Annotated in this window: 13 protein-coding genes and 1 pseudogene; 10 read left to right on the forward strand and 4 right to left on the reverse strand. The window is 28.9% G+C overall.

What is annotated here, in order from left to right; all coding sequences use genetic code 11:
• Positions 1-762 (forward strand): annotated as a pseudogene (locus tag KQ44_RS04065) (DUF4132 domain-containing protein); the annotation flags it as partial.
• On the opposite strand, the gene KQ44_RS04070 reads toward KQ44_RS04065, so the two are convergent.
• On the reverse strand, positions 759-1,376 hold the full coding sequence (locus KQ44_RS04070; RefSeq protein WP_096736340.1) for a hypothetical protein: 618 nt from the start codon (positions 1,374-1,376) through the stop codon (positions 759-761). The pseudogene KQ44_RS04065 and the gene KQ44_RS04070 overlap by 4 nt on opposite strands.
• A 178-nt stretch (positions 1,377-1,554) precedes the next feature.
• Between KQ44_RS04070 and ricT the strand changes: the two genes are divergently transcribed.
• Both ricT and trpS read left to right on the forward strand, forming a co-directional pair.
• Positions 1,555-2,541 (forward strand): regulatory iron-sulfur-containing complex subunit RicT, encoded by a 987-nt coding sequence (gene ricT / locus KQ44_RS04075; RefSeq protein ID WP_096736341.1) that lies wholly within the window; start codon positions 1,555-1,557, stop codon positions 2,539-2,541.
• A gap of 77 nt (positions 2,542-2,618) precedes the next feature.
• Complete coding sequence (gene trpS / locus KQ44_RS04080; RefSeq protein ID WP_096736342.1) at positions 2,619-3,611, forward strand: tryptophan--tRNA ligase; 993 nt, start codon at positions 2,619-2,621, stop codon at positions 3,609-3,611.
• A gap of 368 nt (positions 3,612-3,979) precedes the next feature.
• Here the strand turns inward: trpS and dnaE are convergent, their stop codons facing one another.
• Positions 3,980-7,702, reverse strand: a complete 3,723-nt coding sequence (gene dnaE, locus KQ44_RS04085; RefSeq protein ID WP_096736343.1) for a DNA polymerase III subunit alpha — start codon at positions 7,700-7,702, stop codon at positions 3,980-3,982.
• A gap of 399 nt (positions 7,703-8,101) precedes the next feature.
• Here dnaE and KQ44_RS04090 point away from each other — a divergent pair, with 399 nt between their 5' ends.
• From KQ44_RS04090 to KQ44_RS04110, 5 genes are all read left to right on the forward strand, one after another.
• Complete coding sequence (locus tag KQ44_RS04090) at positions 8,102-8,602, forward strand: chemotaxis protein CheX (protein WP_008726787.1); 501 nt, start codon at positions 8,102-8,104, stop codon at positions 8,600-8,602.
• Between the two features lie 11 nt (positions 8,603-8,613).
• Positions 8,614-9,300 (forward strand): peptidoglycan recognition family protein, encoded by a 687-nt coding sequence (locus KQ44_RS04095; protein ID WP_096736344.1) that lies wholly within the window; start codon positions 8,614-8,616, stop codon positions 9,298-9,300.
• 19 nt (positions 9,301-9,319) lie between these two features.
• Positions 9,320-10,723: a hemolysin family protein gene (locus KQ44_RS04100; RefSeq protein WP_096736345.1), complete on the forward strand. Its 1,404-nt coding sequence runs from the start codon at positions 9,320-9,322 to the stop codon at positions 10,721-10,723.
• A gap of 57 nt (positions 10,724-10,780) precedes the next feature.
• A complete protein-coding gene (locus KQ44_RS04105) occupies positions 10,781-11,965 on the forward strand; it encodes a CapA family protein (protein WP_096736346.1) in 1,185 nt (394 codons plus the stop codon).
• A gap of 79 nt (positions 11,966-12,044) precedes the next feature.
• The gene (locus KQ44_RS04110; protein WP_096736347.1) at positions 12,045-14,585 is read left to right on the forward strand and encodes a helicase C-terminal domain-containing protein; all 2,541 of its coding nucleotides are present in this window, start codon (positions 12,045-12,047) and stop codon (positions 14,583-14,585) included.
• A gap of 193 nt (positions 14,586-14,778) precedes the next feature.
• Here the strand turns inward: KQ44_RS04110 and KQ44_RS04115 are convergent, their stop codons facing one another.
• Positions 14,779-16,830 (reverse strand): sugar-binding protein, encoded by a 2,052-nt coding sequence (locus KQ44_RS04115; RefSeq protein WP_096736348.1) that lies wholly within the window; start codon positions 16,828-16,830, stop codon positions 14,779-14,781.
• On the reverse strand, positions 16,817-18,574 hold the full coding sequence (locus tag KQ44_RS04120) for a SpoIVB peptidase S55 domain-containing protein (RefSeq protein ID WP_096736349.1): 1,758 nt from the start codon (positions 18,572-18,574) through the stop codon (positions 16,817-16,819). Before KQ44_RS04120 ends, KQ44_RS04115 begins: the two co-directional genes overlap by 14 nt.
• Positions 18,575-18,770: 196 nt before the next feature.
• Here KQ44_RS04120 and KQ44_RS04125 point away from each other — a divergent pair, with 196 nt between their 5' ends.
• Together KQ44_RS04125 and KQ44_RS04130 are read left to right on the forward strand one after the other, a co-directional pair.
• A complete protein-coding gene (locus KQ44_RS04125; RefSeq protein WP_096736350.1) occupies positions 18,771-19,424 on the forward strand; it encodes a bifunctional nuclease family protein in 654 nt (217 codons plus the stop codon).
• Positions 19,425-19,450: 26 nt separating this feature from the next.
• The gene (locus tag KQ44_RS04130) at positions 19,451-20,623 is read left to right on the forward strand and encodes a hypothetical protein (protein WP_096736351.1); all 1,173 of its coding nucleotides are present in this window, start codon (positions 19,451-19,453) and stop codon (positions 20,621-20,623) included.
• Positions 20,624-20,688: the final 65 nt, after the last annotated feature.

Below are 20,688 nucleotides of genomic sequence, written 5' to 3' on the forward strand. Positions count from 1 at the left end.
ATAATAAGGTATTAAAGGCAGTACCCAAAAATTTTGATAATAACACAAAAGAAGAAATAAAATATATCAAAAATGAAATTCCAAAAGTGGTAAAAAAAACTTTCTCTAAGATTAACTAAATCATTAATGTATGAGAAAAAATATAATTATAGTCTTTTTAAAGAAATATTTATTGATAATCCTTTAATGAATAAATTTTCTTCTTCACTCATTTGGAATTTGTATGATAAAGATAATCTGTTTTTAACAACATTTAGATACTCTAATGACGGTAGCTATTCAAACTGCGAAGATGAAGAGATAAATATTGATGAAAATAGTTTTATAAGTTTAGCTAGCCCTATAGAAATGGATGATGAAACTATAAATCAATGGAGAAAACAATTAGAAGATTATGAATTAATACAGCCTATACAGCAACTAAGTATAATAAAATTAGATAAAAATAATTTAGAAAATGAAATAAACAAATTACAAAACATAGAAATATCTTACGGTACTTTTAAGGCATTCGGTGCCAGATATTCAATGACTCCTAGTTATTTAGAATATGGTGCTGTTGAAAGTTATAATTTAAAACTAGATAATAACGATTATTTTGAAATAAAAATAAATGCCAATAATGATATTGATTATAAAGATAAAGTTAAAATAAATATACAATTCTCTAATGAAAATAATACTAAAGTTTCAGAAAGATTTATTTACACTTTACTTATTTTAATGATTTGGGATTTTAGGCTTACAGAATTATTTGATTAAAACAGCACGCCTACAAGCTCGATCTTTTCCCAATCAATTTCATGCTCTGTAGGTACTGGATAACTTTCCCAATCGGCATTTACAGCTGGGATCCATTCTTTGCCTCTGCCGTATCCGTTTTTCCTAAGCCAATGCGATAGTCTGTCCATATAACCAGCATCATATGATTTTGTTATATACAAATTATTATCTTCTATCATCAAACCTATAGGCAGATAAATACTTCTGTCTGGGAAGTTTTTAGAAAAGTAATATGAATAATCAAGATACAATATTGAATAATCATTCTTTGTAACAGCGTCTTTATACAAATTAAATGAAGGCAGACTCTCTACGATATAATTTTTAAGAGTAAAGTTTTTATAATAGAATGCCTGATTATGTTCTTTCATCAAAAATAATGTGTATTTAATTTTTGATTTATAACCGTATACTGTAAGTGTCATATTAGCTTTTTCATCAAATCGGTATATATTTTGATAATCATCAGAGGCTACTTTATTTTTTATAAGTTCTTTCCAATAGTAGGCATTATTAGTTTTTAAATAAATTTCTGGTGTACTTGCACAAGAAATAATAAAAAATAATAATGTAAAAGATAAAAATAACCTCATAACAAACTGCTTAAATACTCTGCTAAAATATATATGATATACTATATAAAATATTTATCAATGATTTTTATATTTTTTTATAGTATATCAAAAAATAATACTTGCAATTATATCAACTTAAAAATAAAATATAATATCTATAAATTTAATATTTTTATTTAATTCGGAGTGAGTATTAATGATAAAAAATATAGCCCATATAAAATTTAGGGGTTCTAATATAGGAAAATTTGAACATTTACATATAGAAAATATTAAGGTAAAAGATGCCTGTGTTATAGAAACAGATGAAGGTATAGAAATAGGTCATGTATTGAACTTTGAAGATATTGATGTAGATTCACTAGAAAATGATAATAATGAAAACACAGTAAATAATGAAACACATGATGATGAATCTTCACATGATGATAATATATCTGCTGATGAAGAATTATCAGAAGAACTCAAAGATATTGTAGCTGCAGAAGAAAACCATAATGTAAAACCTAAAAATAATAAAAATAAAATATTTAATATACTTAGAATAGCTGATGAAAAGGATTTAGAACAGCATAGAATAAATACAGAAGATGCAGCAGAGGCATTTAAAATATGTAAAGAGAAAGTTAATAATCATAATTTGGATTTAAAATTAATAAGTTCTTATTATTTTTTAGACAGAGCAAAACTTTTATTTGAGTTTATCGCTGAGGAGAGAATAGACTTTAGAGAATTAGTAAAAGATTTAGCGGCACATTTTAAGACAAGAATAGAATTAAGACAAATAGGTGTAAGGGATGAAGCAAGATCCATAGGCGGATGCGGAATATGCGGAAGAGAATTATGTTGCAAAGTAATAAGAGGAAAATTTGAAACTATAACAATAAAAATGGCTAAAGAACAAGGAATGCTTTTAAATACAATGAAAATATCAGGACAATGCGGAAGATTAATGTGCTGCTTGGGACATGAATATCAGGCTTATTGTTCGTTAAAAAAGGATCTGCCTAAAGTTGGAACTAAATTGGTATTTAATAGCGTACCTGCTGTAATAAAAGACCTTAATCCTTTAAATAAAAAATTATTAATAGAAACAGAGGATAAGAGAATTTTATATATCAGCTTAAGCGATTTAAAAACTAATGAAGAAGGTTTTTTAATTGCCAATATTAAGGCTGAATAAAATGTATAATAATAAAAATTGTAAGCCTTTAATAATTTAACAGTTTTTATTAGAAATAAATTAAATGGAGTTATACTATGAAAGTTATGTTAAGCGGAATACAGCCTACTGGTTCACTTCATATAGGTAATTATCTTGGTGCTTTGAAAAATTGGGTTAATATACTTGATGAATATTACGGATTTTTTTGTATAGTTGATTATCATGCTATTACTATAGAATATGATGTTACTCAAATGCAAAAAAGAATAATGGATGCTGCAGTACAATATTTGGCATGCGGACTTGACCCTAAAAAATGTTCTATATTTGTACAATCTGATGTAAGAGCTCATACTGAACTTGCTTGGATATTTAACTCTATTATACCAGTTGCCGAACTAGAAAGAATGACGCAGTATAAAGATAAATCAAGAAAAAATGCAGAAAATATTAACGCCGCACTTCTTACCTACCCTTCTTTGATGGCTGCTGATATTTTGCTTTATCACCCTGATATCGTACCTGTAGGAGAAGACCAAGAACAGCATGTTGAACTTACTAGAATGATAGTAAGAAAGTTTAATAACAGATATGGAGAATATTTTAAAGAACCAGATACTTACCATGGTAAGGTTTTAAGAATATTAGGTTTAGACGGTCAGAATAAAATGAGTAAATCTTTAAATAATCATATAGCATTGTCTTTAACTGACGAAGAAACTGAAAAATTAATAATGCAGAAGGCTATGACTGATACAAATAGAAAACTCAAAACTGATGCTGGTAATCCTGATATATGTAATGTTTACAGCTATCATAAAATATTTTCAACTGAAGAAGAGCAAAAGGAAGTATGCGAAGGATGTAAAAATGCTTCTATGGGCTGCGTACAATGCAAAAAAATGCTTGCTAGAAATATCAATAAAGAATTAGCGCCTATTAGAGAAAATATTAATAAATACTCTAATGATAAAGATTATGTTTATGATGTATTAAAAGAAGGAGCTAAAAAAGCTTCAGAGGTAGCAGAAAAAACTTTATATGATGTAAGAAAATTAATGGGCTTAGTAGACGACAAAAGAAAATAATATTTAAGTATTCCAAATAAGAAAAGACTGTTAATTGATAAAATTAGCAGTCTTTTTTGTATTCATAAAATCTATAAAAATTATAAATAGACTTGTTTCAAAACTAAATTTATTAATATTTATAATTTTTATTTAATATTTTTAAATTATAGTTGGGGCTTTGCCCACCACGCTGTGTGCTTCGCAAAACCCCAGTTCTTTTATTGGTATAAAAGAACCAAAAGAACTGCATTTTTTAGCTTAAACATACAATTTATACAACATGTAAAATATCTAATTAAATCATAATTAATATTATTTAATTTAGCATAAAATCATAAACTCATAAAATTGTTTGTCAATTACTTTTGAAACAAGTCTAATATTTTTTAAGCATATTCAATTTCTATTAATGATCTTAATGCACTTTTAGCTTCATTCAAAAATCTCTGATTAGGATCAACTTTGTAATTTTCACCTATTTTAAATACTTCAGTGCCGCTTTCAGATTTTAACTTTAAGAATATAGTATAATCCCCCGGATTTGAAGATATAGCATTTTGAAGACATAACAAATCCATATCATCAAATATATTTTTATTAACATAAAGAGCCAATTGCTTTTTACCGCTGTTAGTATGTTTAACTGCTATACTGTTATTAGGTCTGCTTGTAAATGCTGCATTAGAAACAACATTATCAGAGCGTTTAATATCATTCTCTTTATTAAAAGTATTTTTAAATGGTGAATCATTTTTATTTATCTGAACTGCTTTGTTATCATTTCTACTATCAGAAATTACTTCAGATACACTATCTCTTTTTATATTATCTCTTTTAACTTCTTTGAGTTTGAGATTTTTATCATTTAAATAACTATCTAATAATTTTATGTCTGAAATATTATTATATATTTTATCAGAGAATCTATTTTTTTCTCTGCGTCCTTTTATCAATATTCCAACCTGTTCAGAGAGTATATCTTTATATTTATCTATTTGATTTTTTGCTGTAATATAAAATACATACTCAGTAAATAAATCTATCACTTTTAATGTAAGCATAGGAGTATTTTTCTTTGTAGTTGATTCTGTTACAGACATAACTACACAAGGAAGTAAAAACTCATCTTTATCTTTTAAATTATCAATATCCAAAGTATTATTAAAATATTTATAATCAATTTTACTAATATATCTTGCAAAAGGATGATATCTTAAAGAAAAGCCCAAAACTTCTTTTTCATTTTCCATTAAAATATTAGAAGCATATTCAACTTGTTTTTCTATAACAAGTGAAGCACTTCCGCTGTCATCTTCAGACATAGAATCAAAAAGCATAGTCTGACCTGATAAAGTTTCTTTTTGATAATTGGAAGCATGGGCTAGTATTGCATCAAGCGAAGTAAGCAAAGCACTTTCAGTATGTCCGAACTCGGAGAAAGCACCACATTTAATTAATGTTTCATAAACTTTTCTATTAACCAAATGAACATCAACACGTTTAACAAAATCTTCTAAGTTTTTAAATTGTCCGTTTTTTTCTCTCTCTTCTTCAATAGCCAAAGCAGCATGAAGACCAACACCTTTAACAGCATGCAAGGCATAAACTATCTTTCCGTTTTTTTGAGAGAATAATGCATTGCTTTCAAAAACGCTTGCTGTAACTATATCTATGTTTTTTTGTTTAACTTCATTAAGATATAATGATATTTTATCAGTATCAGCTATAACAGTATTAAGAAGTGCCACATAATATTCCATAGGATAATGTGCTTTAATGTATGCTTCCTGATAGGCAATTAAAGCATAGCAAACAGAGTGCGATTTATTAAAACCATATTCGGCAAAACCTTTCATTGTGTCAAATAAATAAGTTAATAACTCTTTATCATAACCTCTTTCAAGACCGCCGTTAATGAATTTCTCTTCCATAGAGTTCATTTTCTCTACGATCTTTTTACCCATAGCCTTTCTTAAATCATCAGCTTCAGCAGCAGTAAACCCTCCTATAACTCGGCTTATTGCCATAATCTGTTCCTGATATATTAATACTCCCTGACTTTCTTTAAGTATAGGCTCCAAATCTGGGTGTTTGTATACAATCTCTTTTCTTTTATTTTTTCTGTCGGCATAATCTTTATCCATACCAGAGTTTAAAGGACCAGGGCGGTATAATGCAACGCTGGAAACCAAATCGTCAAAACCTGTAGGCTGTATATTAATAAGCATCTGACGCATACCCGGACTTTCAAACTGAAAAACTCCTCCAGTATCAGCTTTTCTAAATATATCATAAACAGCTTCATCATCTAAAGGAATTTTATCAATATCTATTTCAATGCCATATCTTTCTTTTATATCTTTTATAGCATCTTTTATAAGTCTTAAGTTTTTAATACCTAAAAAGTCCATTTTTATAAGACCAGCACTCTCAACATAAGTCATCTCATACTGACAAGCCCTAGTACCTGTTTTAGAATCCTGATATACTGGTGCTAAATCCATTATAGGGTGCGAAGATATAATAACCCCAGCAGCATGTAAACCTACATTCCTAACTAAACCGTCAAGTCTTGTAGATATCTCATACATATTTTTTAATTCTCTGTTATTATCTACCTCTTTTCTAAACTCTGCACAATCTGGGTGATCATATATGTCAACTACTCTGCTTACATCATTAGGTATACCTTTTGCAAGTCTGTCAGCAGTAGCTAAATCTATCCCCATAACACGGCAAACATCTCTTATAACAGAACGTCCGCCCAAAGCACCGAATGTAGCAATCTGAGCGACATTGTCTTTACCGTATTTTTCTTTTACATAATCTATTATTACTTCTCTTTTATCATCTTGGAAGTCAACGTCTATATCGGGCATACTCTTTCTTTCAGGGTTTAAAAATCTTTCAAAAAGCAAATTATAATCAAGCGGATTAACTTTAGTAATTCCAGTAGCAAAAGCAACTATTGATCCCGCAGCACTTCCCCTGCCCGGTCCCACAGCAACATCATGATTTCTAGCATAGTTGATGAAATCCTGAACTACAAGGAAATATCCTTCAAAACCCATTTTAGATATAACGCCCAATTCCATTTCAAGCCTTTCCATAGCCTCTTTAGGAATATTATTGTTATAATGTTTATTAAGACCTTCCATGCACATATTTCTAAGTGCTGTAGTTTCTGTCTCACCGTTTGGAAGTTCATAATTAGGCATATAATAGGTTTTAGTCATTATATTCAAATCTCTGCATTGCTCTGCTATTTTAACAGTGTTTTCAAATGCTTTAGGCAGTTTTGCAAATGACTTCATCATCTCTTCTTTACTTTTTAAATGAAACTCATTGCTTGGAAACTTGTATCTTCTTGGAGAATCTAAAGTTGCCTTTGTCTGTATGGCAAGAAGTATCTCATGAGCTTTAGCATCTTCTTTTAATACATAATGAACATCATTAGTTACAACCATTTCTATATTATGATGATTGGCCAATTTATATAATGCACTGTTTAATGATTTTTCTTCAGGGATATTATGATCTTGAAGCTCTATATAAAAATCATTTCCGAAAATAGATTTATAATATTCAGCTAGTTTTGACGCCTGTTTATAATCTTTTTTTCTTATAGCAATGGGTATTTCTCCGCCCATACAAGCAGATAAACAAATTAATCCCTTATTATATTTTTCTATAAGTTCATGGTCAACTCTAGGACGATAATAAAAACCTTCAGTATATCCAAAAGTTACAAGTTTGCATAAATTATCATATCCTTCTTTATCTTTAGCAAGAAGAATAAGATGCATAGCACTTTTTTCTTCGGAGTTTTCTATTTTTTTATCGAATCTAGTTTTAGGGGCTACATAAAGCTCGCAGCCTATTACTGGTATAATACCTTTATCCTTAGCTTCAGAGAAAAACTCCATAACTCCAAACATGTTACCATGGTCAGTTATAGCTATAGCAGGCATTTCAAGCTCTACAGCCCTGTCTATCAAACCTGGTATAAGCCTTTTCTTTTTATCTTTCTTAGAATAAAGAGATTTTATACGTGAAGCTCCGTCAAGTATTGAATATTGTGTATGTACATGCAAGTGAACAAATGACATATTAAACCCCTATTTACTTGTCCTATTCTATATCATTTAAGTTAAATATCAAGTTAAATTCATAAAAAATATATAAATAGTTTTTATATTTTTACTATAAATATTTACGGTATATTTATTATAAAATTTATTATTGTTTGTTTAATAATATAAATAATTTATGTGTATAATATTAATAACTTATTAATTGGTATATTGAAAAAATAATGTTTTTAAGTATACATAATTATCATAAATAAATAGTATTTTTTTAATTCTTAAATTTGACAATTTAAGTTTATAATAATATAATCTAAGTATTGGTTATTTTTGTTATTGTTATTGAAATAAAAATTAACTATGTTATAATTAATCATGTTATTATTAATTATAAAGAAATAAAAAATTAAGGAAGTAAACATGGCTACAACTCCTATCAAATTTATGGATGTAAGATTTATCAATCCATTCATAGTATCATTAGTATCAATATTCAAAGAAATGGCAGGTCTTACTATGGAAAAGGGTACACTTGTAAAAGGTCAGGGGCGTAAACTTTTCTCTGGCTACGGTGTTGCTATAGGAATTGTGGGTGATGTTAATGGACAGGTTTTATATGAATTTCCAGAAAACTTTTCACAGCTTCTAACTGAAAATCTTACTGATAAAAAACGCGGAGAATATGACTCTGAAGATGATTTTGAAGATATGATGAGAAGTGTTATTAATGAGATGGGAAACACTATAAGCGGTCTTGCTATAACTAAATTGGCAGAAGAAGGCATTAGCTGCGATATAACTCCTCCTATACTTTATTTTGGTAAAGAAATACAAATAATACCTAAAAACTTACAAACTATCATTATACCATTCCAATCTTCATTAGGATTTGTAAGTGTTAATATTGCTATGGACGCCTAATTGATAATTAAATGCTAAAAAATATAATCGGTATATTTATCATAATATGTATATTGTCATGCAATAATACTATAAAGCAAAGTGTAATATATACTAATGATTATAATGCAAAAACAAATACTCAAGAGTTAATTATTAACAATGATTATAAAATAACTCCTAGCTCACTTAGGCTAAAATTATTATCTGAATATACAAAAGTACATTACGGAGAGCCTTTAATATATTTGAAAAATCCACAAATAATTGTTGTTCATTCTGCCGAGACACCAAATCTAAAAATTACTGCAAATATTTTTCAAAATGATATGCTTCATGGCAGACCAGACATAGAGGCTGGAGGTGAGGTAAATGTTGGTACTCATTTTATGGTAGATTTTGACGGTACTATATATGCTAATACGCCAACCGAATATATAGCAAGACATACTGTAGGATTTAATTATACATCAATTAGTATTGAAAATATAGGATATGCTGATAAACTCACAAAAGAGCAGTTAGAGTCAAATGTTAAATTAATAAAATACCTAAAAAATAAATATAAAAGCATTAAATATGTTATAGCTCATTATGAATATAAAGATAAAACACTGCCGCATTATTCTCTATACAAAGAACTTAATACAAAATATATTAATCCAAGCAAGAAAGACCCTGGGACAAACTTTATGCAGGAATTAAGAAAAAGAATATAAATATACAAGGTTAAAAATTATGGAAATGCTATTAATTTATTTATTTGAAATATTGACAATTATTATACTTATAATGCTTTCAGCTTTATTTTCTGGAAGTGAGACAGCATACACATCTATTGACGATGTTACATTAATGCGTTTAGTAAGAGAGAAAAAAATTAAAGAAGAAGATAAAAAATACTGGGAAAAGTCTAGCTCTATGATACCTACCCTATTAGTAGGAAACAATATTGTAAATATTACGGCAAGTTCTATTATAACTGTATTTGCAATAAGGCTAGCTGAAGCATTGCCTCATATATCTGCAAATGTTATGGTTACTATATCGACTGCAACAATAACTGTGCTTATTATTATATTTGGGGAGATACTGCCTAAAGTTCTTATGAGAGTTAATGCTGAAAAGATGATGCCTTATCTTCTTTACTTTATGAAATTCTGCCATTTTATATTTAAACCTATAACTTTTTTAATGGATAAAATAACTACTTTTATAATGAATTACTTCGTTCCAAAAAAATTAAGAAATACAGAAAAAAGAAGTGCATTATCAAGTATGGACGACATTACAACTATAATTCATTTAGGACATAAAGAAGGTATAATAAAAGAGTACACTCATGAACTTTTAACTGGTGTAATAGATTTTAGAAATAAGACTGTAGAAGAAATTATGACTCCTCGTGTAGATATGGTATGCATAGAGGCTGAAACTGATGTTGATGAAATTATAAGACTTACTGTAGAAACAGGTCTATCAAGATTTCCAGTATATGAAGAAACTGTTGACCATATAATAGGAATTTTTCATACAAGGGCATTATTTAAAGAATATGTAAAAGGTTCTTCTAAAAAAAGTAAATTAAAAAAGAAAGCTATTGACTATATAATGCTTCCATACTTTGTACCTGAAACTAAAACTATAAGCAGTTTATTTACTGATATGCAGAAAAAGAAACTTCAAATGGTAATTACAATCGATGAATACGGCGGAACTTCTGGACTTGTTACTATGGAAGATATCATTGAAGAGATTATGGGTGATATAGAAGATGAAAGCGATAAAAAAGAAGCTGATGTTATAAGATTTAAGGGAAAAAGAATTATTATAAATGGAAATGCTTCTATAGAAGATGTTAATAAAACTTTAAAATTAAAATTGGAACATGAAGAGTATCAAACCATAGCTGGATATGTACTCGATATGCTGGATCATATACCTGAAACCAATGAACGTTTTATATTAAAAGGCTATAGGGGAAGAATAATGAAAGTTGAAGACAGAAGGATAGTAGAAATAGAGTTCACTCCTCTAAAATACACAACAAGAAGCAGTGATACTAATGAAACAAATGAAAACAATGATACTCAAGATGTTCATGATATAGAAAAAAATGATTTAGAAATTGTAAATGAATAAGATAATAAATAATATATATAATAATAAAAAACAAACAAATAAAAATTAGGCTAAACTATGATAAAAACAATAATCATAACTACATTATTAATATTTTCTTTACTATCATGTGCTGATAAAACAAATGATAAAGAAAAAGAACAAAAAATACCAGAACCTCCGAAAAGTATTCAGTTGGTATTTACTGGTGATATAATGACGCACCCTACTATAGTGAATGCATTTCAAAGCAATGATGTATTAATAGATTTAAAAGATTATTTTCAAGGTGATATTGTTTTTGCCAATTTAGAGTTTGTTGTTAATACAAATAAACCTCCTATGCCTTATCCAGAGTTTAATGGATCTTTAGATTATTTAAAATATTTCTTTAACTATTTTAATACATTTTCTATTGCCAATAATCATGCCTATGATCAAGGAGCTCAGGCTGAAGCTGAAACTGTAGCCGAACTTCATAGAAATAATAAATTAACTTTAGGAGGATCTACTAACTCTCCAAATATAGCACCCGTCATAACAAATATTAATAACATACCTCTTTTTATATCTGCATATACCATGCTTGATAACGGACTTAGCCACAAAACCAATAAAAATGATTATTTCTACTTTATGAATTTTTATCCTAAACAAGAAGATTTGATAGAAAAAGTAAAATCTGATTTGGCACTTGCTACAAATAATGAAATAAAAATAATATCTCTTCACTTTGGATTAGAATATACAACAGCTCCTGAAGAAGCAACAATAAAAACTGCAAGAGCCTTGATAGAAAACGGTGTTGATATAATAGTAGGTCATCACCCTCATGTACCAAGACCTGCAGAAATATATGAAGGTACTAATCATAGCGGCATAATAATATATTCGCTTGGAAACTTTATTGCAAATCATAAAGGAAGATATCCTTATCTCGATATAGGTACAGTGGTTTCATTAAATATAAATGAAAATAGAGAAATTAGTTTTTCATATGTTCCAACTTATTATGCTTTCTTCAAACAAAACGGATTTGAAGTAGTAATGAAGCCTATAAAAGAAGACCCGAATATTAGCATGCCTACTCTATCAAGCAATTATGTTTATAGTGCTTATGATACTAATGCCATTAAAAAAGGATATGAACTCATACACAATTTTTACTCTCCTTTGACAAATGAAAAAGTAAAAACTATGTTTACATTTGATGTAACTAATTATAATAATACAGTTTCTAATGAAAGTTTGGCATATAACTAAGAATACTGATATTATTTAGATTTTATAATTAAAAAATCATTGACAAAGATTTCAATATATACTATATTATTATACCTATATGAGTAATAATTATGACAGAGAAATAGACAGCGTATTTTCTACAAACGCAATCAGCTACATGAGAAAAGCAATAGTAGATGCTTACGGTAATGAAGTATATTTTGGAATAAATTTCAATGCCTACGGAATACTTGATTATATAGAGGTTATGGCAAGAGGAAACAAAGACTCTGTACCTGCTATAATATCATTATCATTGGAGTTTGACGCTGTAATTCATAATCACCCGTCTGGACAGCTTACGCCTTCAAGACCAGATTTGGCAATAGCAAGCGAACTTGGAAATAATGCAGGCGTAGGTTTTTATATAGTTAATAATGATGTTGATGAGTATTATGAAGTAGTAAAGCCTATAAAAGCAGAAAATATAAAAACTATAGATGTACCAGACGCTTTATATATGTTTACAGAAAACGGAACATTAAGCAAATTATTAAAAAAGTACGAATACAGACAAGAACAAACAGAACTCGTTGAAGCTACTATTGAATCATTTAATAATAATAAACATTTAATATCCGAAGCTGGTACTGGAATAGGAAAATCTTTTGCATACCTAGTACCTGCTTTATTATGGCTTAAAGAAAATAAAACTAGAATAGTAATTTCTACAAACACTATAAATTTACAAGAACAGATTATATCAAAGGATATACCTTCTATTATAGGAGGAATTGCTCCAAATGTTAAATACGCTTTGGTTAAGGGCAGAAACAATTATGTATGCATAAAAAAAGTTAAAGATGCTCTAAACGATACTGACAGACTTGACTTTGAAGAACAGGTAAGATTTTTTGAAGATATTAATAATTGGCTTAATATAACTAAAGACGGCTCTATAACAGATTTGGGATACAAACCTCAAGGTGAATTATGGGAAATGGTTGCATGCGATACCGATACATGTACTCATAGAAAATGCGAATACTTAGAAGACTGTTATTTTTATAAAATGCGTAAACAGTTAAATGCTGCTCAGTTATTAATAGTTAATCATCATATACTGTGTGCAGATCTATCTTTATATGCAGAAACAGCAGGACGTTACAGCCTTCTTCCAAGATATACAAAAGTTTTAATAGATGAGGCACATAATTTTGAAAACTCTGCTTCAAGCTACTTCGGAGATGAAGGAAGTAAAAACGGAATATCAAAGGCACTTTTTTATATTTCAAGAATAAAGAAAAATAAAAGACTTGGCATTATAGAAAGTATTAATAATATGCTTAATGAAAAAAAATCATTAATTGAAAAGCATGAATATGATGAAATACTAGATTTAATAAATAAAGCTCATGATTTAACTTCAAGGGTAAGAAATGTTACTGAAGATAAAACAAAAGAGTTTATGAATTACTGCCATAAAAATATACAGACAAAAGAAGGATTAGGCTATAAATTCAGAATAAGCCCAGAACTTGTAAGTACTAATCATTGGAAAAATGACGGATTAAAGCCTCTTAGAGAGATGGTGCTTTCAATGACTTCTCTTGTAAACATTTGCGACAAATTATATAAAAAGTTTTTTGATATAGCTATTGAAAAAGATTTTGATTATGAAGAAATAGCACAAATGGCAAATGCATATTTAGAGAGACTAAAAAGACAATTAGTATCTTTAAACGCAGTAATAGATTATAAAAAAGATGAATATATAAGATGGATAGAAACAAGACTCACAAAAAAAGGAAGTCTTATACTGAACTGGCACTTAACTCCTGTAACAGTAGCAAAAAATTTAAATGATTTTCTATATTCAAGATTTGACACTGTTGCAATGTACTCTGCTACTTTAACCGTATCAAAAAGTTTTAATTTTTTCTCAAATAGACTAGGTTTTGATTATATCGAAAAAAATAAAAAAATAGAAATATATTTGGAGTCGCCTTTTAATTATGAGGATAATGCAAGGCTCTATATAGCAGCTGATATGCCAGATGTTGCCTCAGATACATTTAATGACTTTACATCAAAAGTATTATTAGATGTATGCGATATTACTGGAGGAAGAGCTTTTATATTATTTACATCTTTCTCATCGCTCATGAGTGTATATGAAAACACGGCTAAAAAATTAAAGAGTAAAAATATAAATGCTTTGGCTCAAACAGCATCAGTACATAGACATACTCTTCTTGATATGTTTAAATCATCTTCAAATAATGTGCTTTATGGAGTAGATTCTTTCTGGGAAGGAGTTGATGTAGCAGGAAAAAATTTGGAAGTAGTTATTATACCAAAACTCCCATTTGCCGTGCCAACCGACCCTATAAGTGAAGGAAGATACAGATACATTGAAGAAAACGGCGGAAATGCATTTTTGGACTATGCTCTGCCATTTGCCGTTATAAAGTTTAAACAGGGTTTCGGACGCCTTATAAGAAGCAAAGATGACAGAGGAGTTGTATTTGTTCTCGATAAAAGATTATATACCAAAAATTACGGCATTCAATTCATTCAATCTCTTCCTAATGCTAAAGTGATAAAGGCTAGTATGAGAGAGATTTTTAATGATATGAATAATTTTTTTGACTATTAATACATACCTAAACGACTATAATTTGTCAAATAAACTGCTAAAATTTTATATATAATCTTGTCAGGTAATTTTGAAACAAGTATGCAATAATTAATTATCTCATTAAAAATAAATTATCATAACAATAAAAAATAGGAGCAAATAATTAAATTTACTCCTATTACAATTAAATATCATTAATAATTAATTAAAATCATATAATAAATGAATAATATTTAGTGTTTCCTTCAGTATCCATAACCTCTATAGTAACAGAACCAGCCTCAGCATCATCTATATTAACAGTAAATGTTTCGTTCATAGAATCTAATAATCCGTCATTTGGAACTATATATCTCCATTCTCCTGTTATAGTAGAATATCTCACAGTTTTAATGAATGATAATTTATCTTCTACTCTAAATGTAACTACTCTGTCTGCTCCAGTTCCAGTAACATTAAAATCAAAAATTTCTGGAGAATCATTATCATATTTAACATTAAATACTTCTAAAGTTTTTGTTTTTATCTCTCCTACTGGATTATCATATTTATCGCTTGCTGTTATTCTAAAGTCATATATACCAGAAGGCATTAAATAGGAATTAAATTTATAGTATGATGTTTCCAAATTGGAAGCTAATTTTCTATAATTTTTTTCACCTTTTAATCGGTATTCCAAATCATATGATAATTTATCACCGTTAGGGTCAGAACCTTTCCAATATACCATAGATTCATTTTCTTCTAATTGAGGGCTTTTAGCTGTTTCAGAAGAATCATTCTGCTGACGATATCTTGTAGTAAGTCCTCCGTTTAATACTTCAGGGGCTAAATTATTTTCAACATATGTAAAATCCATAGAATTTAATACTGGAGTCATTTCAGTATCAGAAGTCTCCATTGTAACCTTAAACTGCATAAATCTGCCTTCTGGAGCATTTACTTTACCATTGGCATCAATAGGCATAAAATCACTCCAGCTTTTATCAACTCTAGCAGCATTTCCAGTTCTAACTTCAACAGATATATTACCGCCTTGAGGAACTGTACTCATAGCATTAAAACTTCCCAATTTGCTTAAAAGTTTTAAATCCAATGTATCGCTTGTGAAACTTCCATAATTAGGATACCCATGTTTTATTCTGTATATCTCACCTGTTTTTGATATAGCAAAATAAAGTCCGTCTTCAGAAACTGCAAATGTAGAAAGTATTTTATTTTTTAATCCGCCTATATATGATAAAAGTCCGTCATCTCCGTTAATTTTATATATATCAGCAGTATCTCCAGTAACAAAATATATATTATTGTTTTTATCGCTGCTTAATGCCAAAACTAATGTCTGATTTAGGAAGAATAATCTTTGAACTGTTCCATTAGTATCAGCTCTGTAAAGAGAGTTTCTAAACTCTTTATCCGCTTCATCAGGTCTTTTATCTCCGTCTATAATAGAAGGAAGTATTAAATAAGCAGGCTGTCTTGTAGCAGTACCGAAGTATAAATTACCTATATTATCCATAGTAATAGCATAAACTTCATTTTCAGCAGTATCATAAACTACAGTGTATGAAGGATTTTCTAAGTTTGTAGATAAATCTATACATAATACCAAACCTCTTCCAGCAGTACCAACATACATTTTATTATTTTTACTGTCAAAATATAATGACATAGCATGCTGTTCTTCGGTTTTTAATATCTCTTTAATTTCGCCGTTTGATGATATTTTTATTACTCTGGCATTATTTCCGCCTGCAGCTGCAAAAAGATTTCCGTTATTGTCAAACTTCATATCCCATATATATGTATCATCTAAAGTTTTTCTCCAAAGCTCATTGCCGTTGCTATCATACTTTATTATTTTAGCATAAGGTCCTACAGCAGCATATACATTACCCTGACTGTCGCTTATAACAGCGGTAAAAGCACTTTCTTTACTTTCTGAAGCAAAAGAAGTAAAATTTGTTGATGCTGCATCTCTTTTGTATAGTTCAGCACCGCTTCCGCTTATGGCAGCAAACATACCTCCGTCATTAGCAGGATAAATTTTCCAAATATCCTTTCCAGAAATAGCTCCGTTTTGCTCTATAACAGGGGCTAATGTTAAACTGCCCTGTTCTGTAAGCATAACTCCGTCATATATACCATTGTCGTAAAAGCCTCTTTTTGTACTGGACAATGTCCTAGTAACAACTGCAAAAACATTAGCAGAAGTTAATATTAGTATAAACTGCAGTATAAAAATAATCTTAGCGATTTTCATATTTTCTAGCCCCTTCAATTATTATATCTAATTTAATTAATCCAAGTGTAGAACATGGCATTTCATATTTTCCGTCAACAGCAGTAATAACAGCCGCCTTATCAGAAGTTGCATTTTTTGCCATTATACCATATTTGGAAGGCGGAAGTGTAGGATATAAGTCTTTTCCTATCTGTACGCCTCTTGATGATGAATAAAGCCATACTCTAAGAGAACTATCATCATAACTCTTTCCATAAATACGCATAACATCATCTAAACTTCTTATTTCATATTTATTAGGCATAAACAACTGTTCTGCATAATTATAAATATATTCATTAGCAGCATAAATACTGTAAACATCTGTTTTTAAATTAACAGGAAGTTTTACTGGTATATCTATGTACTGTTTCTCTTTACCATAAGGTGTAAGCCCTACTCTCAAATGTATAGTTTCTCCTGCTACAGCTCTAGGCTCTACCAAAGTTATATCATTTAAGAAAGCATATTCAAGATTATTTCTTTTAATTGATAATTTAACAGACTTTATACCTACTCTATTAAAATTATTGTATATAAAGAAATCTATAGGAGATATTAACTGTTCTATGGCAGATTTGAATGCATCTGTAGAAGAATAAGCTAATATTCTGTCATTTACTTTATAAGGCTCTTCAAAATAATCAGTTTCTATTTCATAGCTTATGCTGAATACCCCCTCTTCTTCACCGCCTGCAGTAGAACTTATAGCACTGTATATAGCCATAGAAAGTATATCAGAGAAATATGTAGGATCATTTAATACTCTAAAATTATAATCTCTTGTGAGGAAAGTTTGATCTTCTATTTCCAATTTTACAGGCACCATAGTGTTTTCTGGAACTTCACCATACACTCCAGACACTCCGAATACTCCGTCATAAACAGTATATCCCAAATAATTAGAATAAGCAGCACCGAGTTTGAAAGAAGAATCTACTGAAGCTACTATATGATTAATATAAGCCCTAGAAACAGGAGCTCTTAATCTTCCCTTAGACCACATTGAATGCCCGAAAAGCAAAAACTTTTCATTATCAGTATGCGAAACTGTTCCAATACCAGCCATAGAAACATCTCCGTCAGCCAACACTATAGCAACAGAATCACCAAACAAAAATTTAGTTGCCTGATTTGTGTCGGAAATAGATCCTCCAGTCTGCATAGGATAAAATCCACTTTTTTTGAATGAAGAAGAATATTCATCAAATGCCTTACTGCTTATACCAGAAAATATTAATGGTGTTTGAAGAGAATTATTATCAGCAAAACCTAAAGCAGGCGACTTAGCATTAGTATCTTCATATAGTTTATACATTTCTTCTATAGGAGTAACACCTGCTATAGGGTCTTTAGCATAATTCCAGCCGAAAGCCAAAGCACCTGCTATTTTTCCGTCAAAATATATAGGAGAACCGCTCATACCTGCTACTGTTCCAGAATGATCAAGATTGAGCCCTTCGCACTGTATAAGTATAGCATCGCTGTTATGCCATCTTTTTTTTAATATAGATAATACCCTTACTTTAAAAGGTTCTACATTTGTACCATGTATAACCGTATAGCCTACACCTTCCATTCCTTCATAAATCTCGCTTATTGGAATAACTTCTGGATTTTCTGGAGGGGTTTTAGGCAAATCTTCTGTCTGTGTAAATAAATTGAATGCAAAAACAAATAGTAATGCAAAAATAAAAAATATTCTTTTTTCCATAGCTTCCATATTATAAATTTATAGATTTTTTCAAATAATTATAACTATAAATAAACTATATTTCAATACAAATAGTAAAAATTATAATATACTATTTTTCATTATCTACAAGTAAATTAATAAAAAAAATTTACCTTGACAAATAATATATATATATTAATATTATAATAAATATGTAGTATATAAAATTAAAGAGGTTTAAAAAGTGGTTGAAGCAAAAATACTTAATTTAGCAATAACTGATAAAGGTTTTGTTGTAATATTAAAGCCAGAAAAGTCTGATAAAGTTGTTCCTATATCAATAGCATATTTAGAAGCTCAGTCTATAATGGCAAGCCTTATAGGATACAAAATTGAAAGACCTCTCACTCATGACATTGTAAGCAGCATATTTCAAAACTGCGGTATACGTTTAATTAATGTCATAATTGATAATGTACATATAGACACATTCTTTTCTAAACTAGTTATAGAACATAATGGTAAAAATATATTTATAGATTCCAGACCTTCTGATGCAATAGCATTGTCTCTAAAATCTAAAGCACCAATATTTATAGAAGAGCATGTTGTAGATAAAGCTGGTATTGTGCTTGAAGACAATGACACACTTATGAAAGTAAAAGACAGTATACCTTTCACATATCAAAGATTTGACAAAGAAGAGCTTAAAGAAACAAGCAGCGAAAATATATTTACAAAAAAAGAACCTGAAGAATATAATAATATTAATACAAATAATAAAGACAGCAAAAAAAATAAAGAAGAACTGCAGAGATTATTAGATCAGGCAGTAAAAGAAGAAAGATATGAAGATGCTGCAAAATACAGAGATGAACTTGACAATTTAAGCGAATAATAACTTTTATATTTATAGAGGTTATAATGAAATACTATATAAAAACTATTTTACTTTTTTTTATTCTTACATATTCTATAATATATGCAAAACCTTCTGATAAAATAAGGTTTGATTCTAATGAACTTACAGAATTGGAATACGATTTCTTTACTAAAATTGATAATGGGGAAACTAATGATTTAGAACTTCATTATGACGGATTTATAATAGCTTCTGGAATAACTGATGAAGAAGAGTTTAAATTTTACAGAGGAAAATTAGATGAAATAAGAAATCTTGCTAAAAAAGATCTTTCTCAATATATCGAAGAAGGTTCTTATGATTTTGGAAAAAGATTATTAAACTGGCTTTATTCAAGCGGTGTATTAAAAAAATATTTTGAAACCTCTACTCTATTTCAAGATTTAATATATAAAGGTGAATATAACTGTTTAAGTTCAAGTATACTATATTCTTTACTATATAGTGAGTTTGGATTTAAGGTTACAGGAGTATTAACATCAAGTCATGCTTTCTGCACAGTATACACTGAACAGGGAAAAATAGACGTAGAGACAACAATATCAAGAGGATTTAATCCAGGTCAGAAAGAAATAAGAAATACAGGAAATTCTACAATAGTTACTTTTGTTCCTCAAGGTAATTATAGAGACAGAAACGAAGTAGATGTGTTTACATTAATAGCAACACTTTATCCTAACTCTATATCATTAAAAAAAATAGAGAAAGATTTGGAAAAACAGCTTGTTATGGCAAAAAAAGCATATTATCTGTCTCCTAATACAGAAATATACAATAAAAATCTAATTAATGCTTATAATAGATTGGCATTAGATTATCTTAAAAAAAATGATTATGAAGCTGCATATAAAACTTTGGAAGAAGCATATGTATTTGATCCTTCAAGTTCTATGACTAAAAATAATAGAATACATTATTATAATACAATAGGTACTTCTTATTTAAGCCAAAAGGACTATCCTAATGCTATACAAATATACAAAATTGGAATATCTGACTTAGGTGATGATGCCAGTGTATTAAAAAGAAATTTAAAAGTATCATACTATAATTATGCGGTTACAGAGTATAATGAAAGAAGATATAATAATGCTAATACAATATCTGAAGAGGCTTTAAAATTATTCCCAAATGACAGAGATTTTATTAGATTATTGTCTTCAATACCAAAATAATAAAAAAATAATGCCGATTAATAGTATATGAAAATTTATTTTACATTATTAATAATGGTATCATG

The organism is Brachyspira sp. G79, from assembly GCF_002379365.1.
In the GTDB taxonomy this organism is placed as follows: Bacteria; Spirochaetota; Brachyspiria; order Brachyspirales; family Brachyspiraceae; genus Brachyspira.

Excerpts from the sequence above, each read along its gene's own strand:
- KQ44_RS04070 (WP_096736340.1), bottom strand. The coding sequence starts at position 1,376 with ATGAGGTTATTTTTATCTTTTACATTATTATTTTTTATTATTTCTTGT.
- ricT (WP_096736341.1), top strand. The coding sequence starts at position 1,555 with ATGATAAAAAATATAGCCCATATAAAATTTAGGGGTTCTAATATAGGA.
- trpS (WP_096736342.1), top strand. The coding sequence starts at position 2,619 with ATGAAAGTTATGTTAAGCGGAATACAGCCTACTGGTTCACTTCATATA.
- dnaE (WP_096736343.1), bottom strand. The coding sequence starts at position 7,702 with ATGTCATTTGTTCACTTGCATGTACATACACAATATTCAATACTTGAC.
- KQ44_RS04090 (WP_008726787.1), top strand. The coding sequence starts at position 8,102 with ATGGCTACAACTCCTATCAAATTTATGGATGTAAGATTTATCAATCCA.
- KQ44_RS04095 (WP_096736344.1), top strand. The coding sequence starts at position 8,614 with ATGCTAAAAAATATAATCGGTATATTTATCATAATATGTATATTGTCA.
- KQ44_RS04100 (WP_096736345.1), top strand. The coding sequence starts at position 9,320 with ATGGAAATGCTATTAATTTATTTATTTGAAATATTGACAATTATTATA.
- KQ44_RS04105 (WP_096736346.1), top strand. The coding sequence starts at position 10,781 with ATGATAAAAACAATAATCATAACTACATTATTAATATTTTCTTTACTA.
- KQ44_RS04110 (WP_096736347.1), top strand. The coding sequence starts at position 12,045 with ATGAGTAATAATTATGACAGAGAAATAGACAGCGTATTTTCTACAAAC.
- KQ44_RS04115 (WP_096736348.1), bottom strand. The coding sequence starts at position 16,830 with ATGAAAATCGCTAAGATTATTTTTATACTGCAGTTTATACTAATATTA.
- KQ44_RS04120 (WP_096736349.1), bottom strand. The coding sequence starts at position 18,574 with ATGGAAGCTATGGAAAAAAGAATATTTTTTATTTTTGCATTACTATTT.
- KQ44_RS04130 (WP_096736351.1), top strand. The coding sequence starts at position 19,451 with ATGAAATACTATATAAAAACTATTTTACTTTTTTTTATTCTTACATAT.